The 14,463-nt window shown below is 50.9% G+C and carries 14 protein-coding genes; 2 read left to right on the top strand and 12 right to left on the bottom strand.

Annotation, left to right across the window (positions count from 1 at the left end; genetic code table 11):
• The first annotated feature begins 1 nt into the window (after position 1).
• Together ACO0LC_RS18110 and ACO0LC_RS18115 are read left to right on the top strand one after the other, a co-directional pair.
• Positions 2-1,504 (top strand): sulfite reductase subunit alpha, encoded by a 1,503-nt coding sequence (locus ACO0LC_RS18110; RefSeq protein ID WP_423005590.1) that lies wholly within the window; start codon positions 2-4, stop codon positions 1,502-1,504.
• A gap of 181 nt (positions 1,505-1,685) precedes the next feature.
• Positions 1,686-3,608, top strand: a complete 1,923-nt coding sequence (locus tag ACO0LC_RS18115) for a M64 family metallopeptidase (protein ID WP_423005592.1) — start codon at positions 1,686-1,688, stop codon at positions 3,606-3,608.
• A 62-nt stretch (positions 3,609-3,670) separates the two neighbouring features.
• On the opposite strand, the gene ACO0LC_RS18120 is transcribed toward ACO0LC_RS18115, so the two are convergent.
• The 12 genes from ACO0LC_RS18120 to icmF all read right to left on the bottom strand — a co-directional run bounded on the left by ACO0LC_RS18120 (position 3,671) and on the right by icmF (position 14,382).
• On the bottom strand, positions 3,671-4,102 hold the full coding sequence (locus ACO0LC_RS18120; protein WP_423005594.1) for a nuclear transport factor 2 family protein: 432 nt from the start codon (positions 4,100-4,102) through the stop codon (positions 3,671-3,673).
• Positions 4,103-4,108: 6 nt separating this feature from the next.
• Entirely contained in the window at positions 4,109-4,747 is a 639-nt protein-coding gene (locus ACO0LC_RS18125; protein WP_423005596.1) for an SGNH/GDSL hydrolase family protein, read from the bottom strand.
• Between the two features lie 13 nt (positions 4,748-4,760).
• Positions 4,761-5,102 (bottom strand): zinc ribbon domain-containing protein YjdM, encoded by a 342-nt coding sequence (locus ACO0LC_RS18130; protein WP_423005598.1) that lies wholly within the window; start codon positions 5,100-5,102, stop codon positions 4,761-4,763.
• 74 nt (positions 5,103-5,176) lie between these two features.
• Positions 5,177-7,201: a PAS-domain containing protein gene (locus ACO0LC_RS18135; protein WP_423005600.1), complete on the bottom strand. Its 2,025-nt coding sequence runs from the start codon at positions 7,199-7,201 to the stop codon at positions 5,177-5,179.
• Between the two features lie 225 nt (positions 7,202-7,426).
• On the bottom strand, positions 7,427-7,858 hold the full coding sequence (locus ACO0LC_RS18140) for a GNAT family N-acetyltransferase (RefSeq protein ID WP_423005602.1): 432 nt from the start codon (positions 7,856-7,858) through the stop codon (positions 7,427-7,429).
• On the bottom strand, positions 7,855-8,355 hold the full coding sequence (locus tag ACO0LC_RS18145) for a DinB family protein (RefSeq protein WP_423005604.1): 501 nt from the start codon (positions 8,353-8,355) through the stop codon (positions 7,855-7,857). The genes ACO0LC_RS18140 and ACO0LC_RS18145 overlap by 4 nt, the downstream gene beginning before the upstream one ends.
• Before the next feature lie 186 nt (positions 8,356-8,541).
• Positions 8,542-8,913, bottom strand: coding sequence for a hypothetical protein (locus ACO0LC_RS18150; RefSeq protein WP_423005606.1), 372 nt, complete (start codon positions 8,911-8,913; stop codon positions 8,542-8,544).
• 211 nt (positions 8,914-9,124) lie between these two features.
• The gene (locus ACO0LC_RS18155; RefSeq protein ID WP_423005608.1) at positions 9,125-9,601 is read right to left on the bottom strand and encodes a VOC family protein; all 477 of its coding nucleotides are present in this window, start codon (positions 9,599-9,601) and stop codon (positions 9,125-9,127) included.
• A gap of 82 nt (positions 9,602-9,683) precedes the next feature.
• Positions 9,684-9,980 carry a cupin domain-containing protein gene (locus ACO0LC_RS18160; RefSeq protein ID WP_423005610.1) on the bottom strand — a complete coding sequence of 99 codons (297 nt, stop codon included), beginning with the start codon at positions 9,978-9,980 and terminating at the stop codon, positions 9,684-9,686.
• A 15-nt stretch (positions 9,981-9,995) separates the two neighbouring features.
• Positions 9,996-10,490 carry a nuclear transport factor 2 family protein gene (locus ACO0LC_RS18165; RefSeq protein ID WP_423005612.1) on the bottom strand — a complete coding sequence of 165 codons (495 nt, stop codon included), beginning with the start codon at positions 10,488-10,490 and terminating at the stop codon, positions 9,996-9,998.
• A gap of 66 nt (positions 10,491-10,556) precedes the next feature.
• Positions 10,557-10,805, bottom strand: a complete 249-nt coding sequence (locus ACO0LC_RS18170; RefSeq protein ID WP_423005614.1) for a hypothetical protein — start codon at positions 10,803-10,805, stop codon at positions 10,557-10,559.
• 298 nt (positions 10,806-11,103) lie between these two features.
• Positions 11,104-14,382: a fused isobutyryl-CoA mutase/GTPase IcmF gene (gene icmF, locus ACO0LC_RS18175; protein WP_423005616.1), complete on the bottom strand. Its 3,279-nt coding sequence runs from the start codon at positions 14,380-14,382 to the stop codon at positions 11,104-11,106.
• Between the last annotated feature and the right edge of the window lie 81 nt (positions 14,383-14,463).

Here is a 14,463-nt window from a genome sequence, read left to right on the forward strand (position 1 = left end):
CATGATGCGCCTGCCCTCTTTATGCTGGATGACTCGCATCTGCCTGGCCTTGAGCTTATTATGCCTGGCCAGCTTCTTCCTCTCTTCATCTGCACAAAAACCAGTCAGTGCTGCGCTGGTCATCTTCAGCTACCTGAGCTTTTGCCTGCAAACCCTGAGCAGGCACAAGGCCGCCCTGGCCAGCCAGCATCAGGGCTTGAGCAGTGATGCTGCTTTAATGGATGAGCAAGGCATCCTGGTCGCCTATGCCAGTCAGACTGGTTTTGCAGAACAAATCGCCATCAAGACTGCCCACCATTTGCAAGATGCAGGCATGAACGTGGCGATCAGCAGCCTGGCTGCCATCAAACAAGAGAACCTGGGCAAAAGCAAACGCATACTGTTTGTCGTCAGCACCACTGGTGAAGGAGATGCACCCGATAATGCGGCTGCCTTCACCCGCAAGCTGATGAGCGGCAATCTTGATTTATCGCATCTGCATTTTGCCGTGCTGGCCCTGGGTGACCGGCATTATCAGCAATTTTGTGCCTTTGCCCACAGGCTGGATCACTGGCTCAGGCATCAACAGGCGCATAGCCTGTTTGACATGATAGAAGTCGATAATGGTGACGAAGGCGCGCTGCGTCATTGGCAACATTATCTGGGTCTGCTCAGCGGTCACACTGAAATGGCAGACTGGAGCAAGCCTGGTTATCAGGACTGGATACTAACGGAGAGAGAATTGCTCAATCCTGGTAGCCTGGGTGGACCTGCTTATCGTATCGCCTGTATTCCAGCACATAAGCCAGCACTAAATACGGACAGTAGCGATCATCTGTGGCGAGCAGGAGATATCGCTGAAATAGGCCCTGATTATCCGCCGGAGTCCAATCCAGCAATTCATCTCGTCGAGCGCCCTGCCCTGCCGCATCGCGAATACTCGATCTCATCGCTACCTGCGGATGGCAAGCTGGAATTACTGGTGCGGCAGATGCACCGCCCTGACGGCAGTCTGGGCATAGGATCGGGCTGGCTGACTGCCTATGTAGAAATCGGCCAGACCATCAAACTGCGCATACGCGAAAACCGCAATTTCCATACGCCACAGCAAGACTGCCCGCTCATCCTGATCGGTAATGGCACCGGGCTAGCTGGTTTGCGTGCCCATATCAAGGCGCGCGCAGCAAATGGCCGCTTGCAGAACTGGCTGATTTTTGGAGAAAGAAATGCAGCCCATGATTTTTTCCATCGCGAAGAAATACTGCGCTGGCAAACCGATGGCGTGCTCAGTCAACTGAACCTGTGCTTTTCACGTGACCAGGCTGAACGCCGTTATGTACAGCATGCCTTGCAAGAACAGGGCGCAGATATACAAGCCTGGGTAGAGCAAGGTGCCACCATCCTCATCTGCGGCAGCCTGCAAGGCATGGCGGAAGATGTACACCAGACCTTGAGCAAACTGCTGGGGCTGGATAAACTGGAAAGCATGGCAGAGCTGGGGCTGTACCGGCGCGATGTGTATTGAATGCACTATTTGCAGTGTCAGCGGAATTGCAACACTTGTTGCAATTCAATACATGAAAGTCATGTCTTTTTTGATGGGCCTTGTTGTAGGATAGCATTTGTTCAAAATCGCTAATATATTTACCGGGGTTGTTAATCATAAAAAAACCCCTTCTTTACCTATACAACAAGGCTAATCCATCATGGCAGATATCACCCCCATACTGAATACCGGTAGTAGCAAACACCGTGTTGATATCGTCTTTGTCGCCGAAGGCTATACGGCTGCGGAAAGAGCCAAGTTTTTGGCTGATGCACAAAGCTTTCTCGACAATATGCTGGGCGATACCAATGCCAAGCTGAATGCACCGTTTTCACCCTATAAGAATTTATTCAATGCCAGCGCCCTGTTTGTCGCCTCTGCGCAATCAGGGACAGATCAGCCCAACAAGAATATCAGCGTCAATACCTATTTTGATGCCAGCCAGCATGGCAGTGACGGGCGCTTGCTGTATGGAGATGATTCCAAGGTGGATACTGTCATCAATGGCAGCTTTGCCAGCGATGCACATGAAATGGTCGTGGTGCTGGTCAATACTCCTGCGTACGGCGGTGGTGGTGGTAACGTCGCCTGGGCATCGGCCGGGAACATTTCTTCATCTGAAATCGTGTTGCATGAAATCGGTCACAGCTTTGTGGGTCTGCAGGATGAGTACGTTGACAGCGAAACCGCCGTCAATTGGCCAACCACTAACTCTGCTTTCCTGAACAGCCCTCATGTCACTGATTCCCTGAGCCGCATACCCTGGTCTGCCTGGCTAGGCTTTCAGGATGGCGACCTGGGTGTAGTCGGCACTTATCAGGGTGGCTATTACCGTGATACTGGCATCTGGCGTGCGACCCTGGATTCAAAAATGAATCATCTGGGTGTGGCTTTCAGCGCACCTGAAAAAGAAGCCTTTGCCTTGAAATATTATGCCGCCATAGGCGACTACCTGGATCTCTACAGCAGCATACCGGGTATTTATCAGCCTGTCGTACCTGATAGCAGCCTGCTGGCCTATACCTGGAAAATCAATGGCAACACGGTCAATACAACAGATAAGATCTATTTTGATGCCTATGCTTCCGGTGCCTACAAATCCGGGGCCAGCCTGAGCCTGACGACTATCGATAACACCGGCTATATACGCAAAGACTTGAACACCACCCAGCAAGTCGAAACCACGACGCTGGACAAAACCATCATCAATATTAGCGGCCCCAGCGGTGGCTTAAATGGCAGCAATACTATTTACCAGTTCGACGGGAGTAATAATTTTATAGGTTTGAATGCCCCTGACACGACGCGTTATGACTATATCGATGGCGGTAGCGGTATTGATACCCTGGTCCTCAATGCCAAACTGGGCAAAGGGGGAGGCAGTTATTTCATCAGTGAAATCGGTAACAACACTTTAATGCTAGGCAATCAGAATGCTGCTTACTGGGCAACACATAGCGTAGAGAAAATCCAGTTTTCTGACTTCATCGTCAATACCACGGTCTACGATAATGCCCACTCCATCAAGACGGCAGACCTGCATTCGCTGGAAGAATTGTATGTTGCCTATTTCAATTGCGTGCCGGATGCCGATGGCCTTGATTACTGGGTCACGCAATTCAAGTCTGGGCTAACACTCAAGCAGATAGGGGATGTTTTTTTCGAGGCAGCAGCGAAATTCCCGGCACAAACCGGTTATACCGCGGGGCTCAGCAATACGGATTTCATCAATAATATTTACAAGAATGCCCTGGGTGCCAAAGATGGGGCCGATGCAGCTGGCATGAAATACTGGCTCAATCAACTCGACAATGGCATATTTAGCCGCGGCTCCATGGTCAGTGCCATATTGGCTGGCGCGCGTGTCTTCAAGGGTGACCCGAACAATGGCTGGGTGGTTGATTTGCTGGACAATAAAATCAAGGTTGCCAACCAGTTTGCGGTTGAATGGGGTTTGAATTACCTGACACCAGAAACTTCTATCACCAATGGCATGGCAATTGCCGCAGCTGTCACGGCAACCGATACCAGTGCTGCCATTACCCTGATAGGTCTGTATGATGGGCAAATACAATTTGCCTGATTAGCAAAATCAGCCAGACAGGCACTGTCAATTACAATAAGCTACCTTTACGGTGGCTTTATTTATTTGACGATGCCTGCATGTATCGCAGTCTGGCCATCGCTCCAGAATACTTTCTGGACTATGGCATTGATGAGCCAGCCGCTGGTTACTTTGTGCAAACCAAATTCATACAGGCAATGAGTATGCAGGGTTTCACCGCCTGCATTCCGGCGAAAAATGATGGTCGACACTTTTGCCCTGGCCTGCTCGCCGCTGATCTCAATTTCAGTATTGCCACCCAGGTGATGGGTGCGCAATTCTTGCAGGGCAATGCGACGTAATTCCACATAATGCTGATTGCTCATTTGCTCAGGTGGCGTGCCACGCAAGTCGGAATAATCAGTATAAATCGAAGTTGCCAGGCAGGCGCATAAGGCATCCCAGTCTTTCAAATCAAAACTATTGGCGAACCTGGCCAACAAGTTTTGAATTGCGTGCAGGTCAGTATTCATGAAAACTTATTTCAGTATGGAAGAAACGACACCGACCAACTCCCATCCCAGTATCAAATGCTGGTCTGCATCCAGATGTACGCCGTCATATTCACTGGAGGCAACGACACTGCCAGCATCAAAGAAGTGACAGCCCGCCGTTGCGGCAACTTCTTTGTAAGCATCGGCCAGGCCGGCAGATTTTTCTTCGCAACCAGCGAATTTAGGAGCAATCGCCCCCTTAGGGGTATGGGGCAAGGGCGGTGCGACGACCAGTATGGGCGGGATTTGCATGCCCGGCTCTATTGGCGCCTGGCGTATGGTGTTTATAATCACCGCCAGACCTTGGCCGGACAACCATGCATCATGCTGATGCATGGACTGAAAATCATTGATGCCCAGCATGACAACCACCAGCGACAAGGGAGTCAGGGTTTCTATGCGCTGCGCCAGGCCTTGCGCTCCATTGCGCCCTGGCTTGAATGGATCGTCCCAAACGGTGCGGCGACCATTGAGGCAATCTTCAACCACACGCACATGCTGGTCTGCACTATTGAGGCCTATCTCCAGTACACCTGGCCAGCGTTCTTCAAAATTCAGGCGTTTGCGTGTCATGGGGATCAAGCCCCAGGACATGGAATCGCCGTAGACCAGTATGTGTCGCATGTAGGGCTCCAGATTAAACTTTTTTCAGATAACAGGCTTTCAACATGAAATTGCCTGCATCCATCTTGCAATCGACTTCATGATCGCCGGCAACCAGGCGTATGCTTTTTACCTTGCTACCCATTTTCAGCGTGGTGGATGAGCCCTTGACCTTCAAATCCTTGATGAGGACTACGGCATCTCCATCAGCCAGCACATTGCCATTCGAATCTTTGACTATGCGCTCATCATGATCGTCTGCTGCGGTTGCTGCATGCATGGGCCACTCATGCGCGCAATCGGCACAGATATAATTGTCGCCATCAGGATAGGTATTTTCCATGAAGCAGACTGGGCAGGCGGGGAAGGTGGACATGAGTTACTTTCTTGATGCAAAAAGAAGCCCAGTATACCCGAGCACCTGCCTGTAACCGGCAATACCCGAGCATATCAGTCAGTATCATTGACCGGGGCAAACAAGGGAATTTGCATGATAAAGCTAGTGCCGCTTCCTTCTTCACTATCGATGCGGATATCGCCCCCCAATAAACTGGTGACAATGTTGTAGACGATGTTCATGCCCAGCCCGCTGCCTCCCTGACCCAACTTGGTGGTAAAAAAAGGATCAAAAACGCGGCTCAGGTTTTCTTTTGGTATGCCTACGCCATTGTCTGTAAAGCGGATTTCCAGTCTGTCCTGGTCCAGCATGCTGGCCTGGATTTGTATGTGGCCATCGGCCCTGCCCTCAAAGGCATGCAAAATGGCATTGTCCACAAGGTTACAAATAACTTGATCGAAGGGGCCGGGAAAACTATCCATTTCTATATGTACGGGGATATCCATGCTGATCTGCAAGCCGGCCTGGCGTATCTTGGACATCATGGTGGCAATGACATCATGGCATACCTTGCTGACATGAAAACGCCGACGCTTGGAGCTGGCCTGGTCTACTGCCACCTGCTTGAAACTGGCAACCAGGTCAGCCGCACTCTTTAAACCATGCTCTATCAATTCACTGGCATGCTGGGCCGCTTGCAGATAGGCGTTCAGGTCCGAGCGACGTAAGTTGCCCTCGTCCACCTTCTGGGCAAATTCCTGGGTCTTGGCTTGCAAGGTGCTGGAGGTCAACAAACTATTGCCTATGGGAGTATTGAGTTCATGTGCCACCCCTGCCACCAGCGAACCCAGGGCAGCCAGTTTTTCACTGCGCATCAAATCATCCTGGGTATGGCGCAGTTCTGTGGTCCGCTCAGCGATATTTTGCTCCAGCAAGGCATTGGCTTTCGACAAGGCCATTTGCACTTTTTTTAGCTCGGTGATATCAGTATAGGTAGTCACAAATCCTTGCAGCTTGCCATTCTCATGGATGGGCTTGCCCTGGACCAGATGGGTGTGGAAATTTGGTCGTGTGCGTTCAAACTGATGTGCCTGGAATTGCCTGGCAAGCTGCAGCCGTGTATTGACAAGCTCGTCTATATCACCCTCACCATATTCACCACGCTCGGCCATGATGCGCAACAAGTCGGCAAAGGGTACACCCTGATAAATGGTGTCAGGATGATAGTTGAGTACGTCGAGGAAACCCTGGTTCCATAAATAGAGTTGCAGTTGCGCGTCAAACACGCTCAAGCCCTGGGGCATATGTGCCAGCACGGCTTTCAGGAAAAGCGACTGCTTGCGGAACTCCTGCTCTATATGATGCTTTGCCGTCACGTCCATACAGGTAGTGACAAAGCCACCACCTTCTACCGGTACACCACGCACTTCTATGATGCTGCCATCCGAACGTGTGCGCTCATAAGAATAGGGAGTATCACTTTGTATGATGTCCATGAGCTTGGCCAGTTTCTTTTCATCACTGGCGGCACTGAATTCCCCGTATTCACCCCGCTTGATATTAGCCTCGAATACTTCGCGCGCCAGCGGTTGCTGGCCCTGGAACAAGGCTGGCGGCAAATCCAGCATGCGCAACAATTCATTATTCCAGGCAACCACCCTGAGATTTTCATCGATCAGGGAAACGCCGCCAGGGAAATTTTCCAGCAAAATCCGTAGTTTTTCATTTTTCTTGCGCGCCACCAGCTCGGCTTGTCTGCGCTCGGTGACATCACGCACCACTGCAATGATGCACTGCCTGCCATCTTCGTCCAGTAGGCTCAGCGCCACTTCCGTCGTGAACAGACTGCCATCGGCCTTGCGTGAGGCCCAGTCGAAACGCTGAGGCTGGCCTGATTTGGTCAGTGCGATATATGCCGCAGCAGCGGTCAGGGAATCACGTCCGTCAAACTGGGTCTTGGCAGACAAATGCAAGGGCGTACACAGCAATAGTTGCTCCCTTGTCAATCCATACATTTTTTCGGCACTGGGATTACAGTCAATGAAATGTTCACCTTCCAATACCAGCAAGGCATCCAGAGCCTGCTCTACCATGGCACGGTATAGGGCAACTCTGGATACTTCAACTTTGCCTGGCATGGGCAGTCCTGATTGAGCTGAATGCGGAGTAATCAACGAAGTGGATTTGTCAGCACTCATCATACCTCGGGCAGAGCACTAGCGGCAAATCCGACAGTATCAAGACTCCACAATGTGTAACAGCTCTAAACAGCTCTAAACAGCTCTAAACAGCTCTAAACAGCTCTATTAAGGATTGGTTTTTTTACCAAATCAACTCAATCACAGATGGTAGAGCCGCGTTCATCACAGTAGCCCGGTATGCTCCAGCAGCCAATAAACGCCATCCTCGCTGTGCCCCTGCTCAATTTCTTGCCAGCCCAGGTGCTGATAAAATTTCAGGGCGTCATGATTTTCTGCCACACATTTCAAACGCCAGGGGAAAGCCAGATAGGTTTGCAGGTGTTGCAACAGTGCCTTGCCCATGCCTTGCCCCTGCGCTTCCGGATCTACATATAAATGGTGGATATAAGCCCCGGCGTCTTGCACTGCCACCAGAGCCACTGCCTGATCTGTGGCATCCACGGCTACCCAGACAGTCTCGCCTATGGACGCACTGGTGAAATCAGGAATATTCTCTGCGGATCGCGTCTGCCAAACAGCAGTTATGACGCATTGTTGGTAGATTGCCTGTAATGCGCAGGCATCTCCGTCGCTGGCTTTGCGTATGTGTATCAAGGCTGGGCCGCAGCTTGCTGGCTCAGGTACACCGTCAAGGTATCACGTGGTGGCTGCGTGCCTGTCTGGAACAAGATGCGGCCTACTGCACCGCGGTGGTAATTTCCATGCGTAGCCACATGCAGGAGCATTTCGCCACATGACATGCAACCAGGCTTGCCATCGACAAAGGTGAAATGGATGTTCTCAGCAAAGCTGTCCTCGGACTGGGCAGTAATATAGGTTTTGTACCATAGGTCTAATTCTTGCACGCCTTGCTGCAAGTCAGCCAGTGCAGGTGTTTCCTTGGTGTTGAGGGAAGTAAAGGCATGTCGCTGCCCTTGCAGATTCGCCACGAATATCTGGTCAACGACATGGATATGATTGAGTATGCGTATGGCATCATGCAATTCACGCGCATAGGTATCAGCAGGCACGCTGGCCATCAACTGATACAGCTCAGTATTGGCCCAGGCCTTGTATTCAAACAAACTCAATAAAAGTTTTTTAGTATGCATATAGTCTCTGAAAATACTTGTTCATTCCTGCTCCTGCGCTTGTCTGCAAGCACAGACAAACAGACAGATGGCATCTGTAAAAAAGCATTTTAGCTACTTATACCCAAGTTTGCAGAGCACTTGCGGCATGACATAGTGCAGGCTAAAAAAATGCCTGTCTTCTGACAGGCATTTTATGAAAACTATTTACTTGCCACTTTCCGTCGAAGCCGTCAGCAAATGCAGGGGCCGCACTTCCTGCGAATGTACTTTGACTTCAGCAATGGAAATCCCCCTGCCATCCAGGAATACCTGGAAGTAAGAAGCGCCATTATTTTGACGCATGGTCATGCGGGTTTTGCCATTGACCTGGTAATCGACACCGGAGCCGCCTGGTACAGCACGGTATTTAATAGTCTTGCCATCAATGCCAGCATTAAATGCCGCGGCACCTCGCATTTTCAGCAAAACATCATATAAACCATCGGCGTTTTTGGCAGCGAATTGTGCCACCTCTACTTCTACATCTTCACCTTCCAGGTATTTACCATAAGGATTCATGACGACGGTTTCAGCCATGGCAAACCCCGCGATGGCGCATAAAAAAAACGCCGCTATTGTTGACTTGAATAATTTCAATTTTATTTACCTTTGTATGCATGATGATAGTATGAAGTCAGGAAAAAACCGGGACAGGAAAAATGCATCTGATCACCACCCTACCTGACACTCTTACATAAATAAAGCTGGTCTTTAAAAGTTGCTAAAAATATTTACACAAGTTACAAACTCAAGACCCGGCATAAGCCCGGTCCAGATCAGCGATGATGATTTTTTTCATCTGGAACATGGCCATCATGACCCTTTGCGCTTTTTCCGGGTCAGCATCATTGAGATAGCTGATCAGGGCTTGCGGCACGACTTGCCAGGAGACACCATATTTGTCCGTGAGCCAGGCGCACTGGTTTTCCTGACCGCCACCCGCCAGTAATTTGTCCCAGTAATAATCGACTTCTTCCTGGGTATCACAATTGACGACGAAAGAAATCGCCGGGGTAAAAGTGTAATGAGGGCCGCCATTCAAGGCCACAAATTCTTGTCCTGCCACAGTGAACTTGATGGTCAGTACCGTGCCCTTGGGCAGGGGTGCTCCTTCGCCATAGCGGGCCAGGTGCAGGATTTTTCCGTCTTTGAAGATGTCTATGTAAAACTGCACGGCTTCTTCAGCCTGGTGATCAAACCAGAGGAAAGGGGTGATTTTTTGCATGATGCTGTCTCCGTTCTAAATATGGTGAATTCAAGATGAAGTGCACAAGCTACAGCCAAAACTCCTGGTAACCTCAAGCCGTTTATTGATCAATAATAACCAGCGTACCCTTACTCCCCGCAGCAACTGCATGTGGTGTATGGGCAGGCACCAGATACAACTCCCCGGCTTTGACAGTCACAATCTCACCGTGGATATCCAGGTTCATTTGCCCATCCAGTACCAGTAAGGCTTCAGTAAAATCGTGGGTTTCATCTGGATAATCACGCGCATCCATGCGTAAGACTTTAACTTGCGCACCACCCGCTTTACCCAAAATAGTAGACCGCCAGGCGACTGGCAAAGCAGCCGCTTCGGAAAGCAAATTCTTATGCAACATTTAAGCGCAAACCTCTCAATGACTGTCTTTTAAGGCCGGGTCCCAATGTTCTGCAATTTTCCCATTTTCTATGCGGAACATATCGAACCAGGTGGTCGTGTATTTTTTGCTGGTATCTTTGGGGTCTGGCACGGTACTGACAAAGCTCAAGATCACTTTATCACCCTCGGCAGTGATCGCCACCAGCGGCGCCTTGACCATGGCCTGTATTTCTTTAGGCTTGACGAATTTGCTGAAGAGTTCCACAAAGCCCGCACGCCCGGTCGCTACACTGGGGTTATGCTGTATATAGCTTTCTGCCAAGTATTTATCCGCCAGCTCCATATGCCCGCCTTCAAACACTTCGCGCCAAAAGTCATACACCAGGCGCTTATTGGCAGCCAGACCTGCGTCTGCGCTGGCCAGCATGGCTGCATGATCAGGGTTGGCCTGCACCGGCAATTGCGCATGAACAAGCAAAGGCAGGCTAAGACTAACAGCTAAAGCAAGACGACGAAAAGAGATCGGCATTCAAGACTCCTTACATAAGGAAAACAAATAAATAAGCCGCCAGCCCAGCCTTGACCAGGGCAGATACTACTTATTCGCATCATTCTTGGCAGGTTTGGCGGCAGCCCCACCGGTATTGACCTCAATAACCGCCCTTTGTTCATCCGCCACCCTTTGCACCGTATCCGCCACCGCCTTCGCCTTATCCAGCTGCTCTTTCTGCGCGGAAAGAAGATTGGGAGCGGAGGATTCAGCCTTAGGCTCCACCTTGGGTTCTGCAGGTTTGTTGCAGGCAGCGAGAATAGAGAGACAAGCCAAGAAAATAATAGTGCGCATGAAATACTCCTAAAGGCCGCCAAATCACAGCCTAGGCAAAATTAATAAGTGAATGGGTATTCTAGCAATAAAAAGCACTTAGCAAAAAACAAAAAGCCCGAATGCATATTCGGGCTTTTTGTTGCCTTACAAAATGGCGCGCAGAGCCGCCAGCAAACCGTATCCGTGGCATGCTGAGAAATTCATTCAGCGGGATGCAGTACAAGGCCAAGGTTAACCCTTGCACAGCAATACGTCGGTATTGCGCATTTGCAACGCAGTAATGCGCCCGCTTAATGGATTTATCAGCGTGACACAACTACATGTTGCGTCTGTACTGTCCCCCTACTTCGAACAGCGCCGTAGTAATCTGCCCCAGCGAACAAACCCTTGCCGCATCCATCAACCTGGCAAACACATTCTCATTATTGATCGCCGCCTGCTGCAAGGCTGCCAGTGCCTTCGGGGCCACGTCCGCATGACGGCCATGGAAATCTGCCAGGCGTTGCAACTGCGATTGCTTTTCTTCTTCAGTAGAACGCGCCAGTTCTATCTTCTGCGGCGTGTCATTGGCTTTAGGATTGCGGAAAGTATTCACACCGATGATGGGCAAGGTGCCGTCATGTTTCAGGTGTTCATAGTGCATGGATTCTTCCTGTATCTTGCCGCGCTGATAGCCGGTTTCCATCGCACCCAGTACACCACCGCGTTCTGCGATGCGTTCAAACTCCTGCATGACGGCTTCTTCCACCATGTCAGTCAGTTCTTCGATGATAAAGCTGCCCTGGATAGGGTTCTCATTTTTCGCCAGACCCCATTCACGGTTGATGATGAGCTGGATAGCCAGGGCACGGCGCACTGATTCATCGGTAGGCGTGGTGATCGCCTCATCATAGGCATTGGTGTGCAGGCTGTTGCAGTTGTCGTAAATCGCAATCAGGGCTTGTAGCGTGGTGCGGATATCGTTGAAATCGATCTCTTGCGCATGCAGGGAACGGCCACTGGTCTGGATATGATATTTCAGTTTCTGGCTACGGTCATTCGCACCATATTTGTCACGCATGGCCACTGCCCAGATACGGCGGGCCACGCGGCCCAGTACCGTGTATTCAGGGTCCATGCCATTGCTGAAGAAGAAGGACAGGTTGGCCGCAAAATCATCAATGTGCATGCCGCGTGCCAGATAGGCTTCGACAAAGGTGAAGCCATTCGACAGTGTGAACGCCAGTTGAGAAATCGGGTTCGCGCCAGCTTCGGCGATATGGTAACCAGAGATGGAGACAGAATAGAAATTGCGCACCTGGTGATGGACAAAATATTCCTGTATGTCACCCATGACCTTCAGCGAGAATTCTGTCGAGAAGATGCAGGTGTTTTGCCCCTGATCTTCCTTAAGAATATCTGCCTGCACCGTGCCGCGTACATTTTGCAATACCCAGGCACGTATCTTGGCGGATTCATCGGCAGTCGGCTCACGCTTGTTATCGACGCGGAATTTTTCCATCTGCTGATCAATCGCAGTATTCATGAAGAAAGCCAGTATGGTCGGTGCCGGGCCGTTGATGGTCATGGACACCGATGTGGCCGGATCACACAGGTCAAAGCCATCATACAAGACCTTCATGTCTTCCAGCGTCGCAACAGAAACGCCGGAATTGCCAACCTTGCCGTAGATGTCAGGACGTATGGCCGGGTCTGCGCCGTACAGGGTCACTGAGTCAAAAGCAGTAGACAGACGTTTCGCATCCATGCCTTGCGATACCAGCTTGAAGCGGCGGTTGGTACGGAAAGGATCACCCTCACCGGCGAACATGCGGGTAGGGTCTTCACCTTCGCGTTTGAAGGCAAACACACCAGCGGTGAAAGGGAAAGAACCCGGCACGTTTTCCAGCATCAGCCAGCGCAGAATTTCGCCGTGATCGACAAAGCGCGGCAATGCCACCTTGCGTATCTTGGTGCCAGACAGGGATTGCTGTACCAGGCGGGTGCGTATCTCTTTATCGCGAATCTTGACGACATATTCATCACCAGCGTAGGCGGCCTGCATGTCTGGCCACATGCTGATGAGTTTTTTGGATTCGCCATCGAGGCAGTTTTCACGCTCGGTAATCAAGTCATCAAAATCAGCAGACTTGCCTGCCACTGACAGCATGCGCTTGCTTTCTTGCAGTTGCTGGCGTTCACGGGCTATCAAGACCTGCTTGCCGGTATTCTTGTGATAGGCGCGTACCGTGTCAGCAATCTCAGCCAGGTAACGGCTTCGTGCTGGTGGCACAATCACGTTTTTGGCACTGGAATATTTGACGCTGATGGCTGCCAGCTTGCTGGGCTTGGCCAGCAAGCCACGTTGCACCAGTGCTGGCAAGATGCCTTGGTACAGCGCTGTCACGCCATCATCATTGAAGCGTGAAGCCTGGGTGCCATAGACTGGCATTTCATCTGGCTTCTGTGTCCACAATTCGCGGTTGCGCTGGTACTGTTTGGCGACATCACGCAAGGCATCCTGTGCACCTTTGCGGTCGAATTTATTGATGGCGACAAAATCGGCAAAATCGAGCATGTCGATTTTTTCCAGTTGAGATGCAGCACCAAACTCTGGTGTCATGACATACATGGAGACATCCACATGCGGCACAATCGCCGCATCACCCTGGCCTATGCCTGAAGTCTCGACGATGACCAGATCAAAACCGGCAACCTTGCAGGCAGCGATGACATCTGGCAAGGCTTGTGAAATTTCTGAGCCTGCTTCACGGGTTGCCAGCGAACGCATGAAAACCTTGAGCTTGCCCTTCCATGGGTTGATCGCATTCATGCGTATGCGGTCACCCAGCAAGGCACCGCCAGATTTGCGGCGCGATGGGTCGATGGAAATCAGGGCGATGTTCAGGTGATCATCCTGGTCCAGGCGTATACGGCGTATGAGTTCATCTGTCAGTGAAGATTTACCAGCACCACCAGTACCCGTAATACCCAGGGTTGGTGCCTTGCTGGCTTTGGCCGCATCCATCAATTGCTTGCGCAATTCCGGCGCGACCTTGTCGTTTTCCAGCGCGGTAATCAATTGTGCCAGCGGGCGATGTTTGTCGGCAATATCGCCTTGCTGCAATACTGCCAGCGTCGTTGGTGCATAACCGGACAGATCACTGTCGCAAGCCTGTATCATCGATAAAATCATGCCCACCAGGCCCATGCGCTGGCCATCTTCAGGGCTGAAAATACGGGTTACGCCATAGGCATGCAGGTCGGCGATTTCTTCCGGCACGATGACACCACCGCCGCCGCCAAATACCTTGATATGCGCACCGCCGCGTTGCTTGAGCAGGTCTATCATGTATTTGAAGTATTCGACGTGGCCACCCTGGTAACTGGAAATGGCAATGCCCTGGGCATCTTCCTGCAGAGCGGCAGTCACGATTTCTTCTACCGAACGGTTATGACCCAGATGGATCACCTCTGCCCCATTCGCCATCAAAATGCGGCGCATGATATTGATCGAGGCATCGTGGCCATCGAACAGGGAAGCGGCGGTAACAAAGCGCACTTTGTTGGCAGGTTTATATTCAGTCAGGTTCTGGGCAACGGACAGGTCAGTCATGTCTTCCTCATCGGTCTTGTTTTATCACAGTGATTATTGCCAATTAGCAACAATCACTATGTTTGGGTTAGGCTAAGTTAT

Origin of the sequence: Undibacterium sp. JH2W (assembly GCF_049340425.1) — a bacterium.
Taxonomy (GTDB): Bacteria; Pseudomonadota; Gammaproteobacteria; order Burkholderiales; family Burkholderiaceae_D; genus Undibacterium.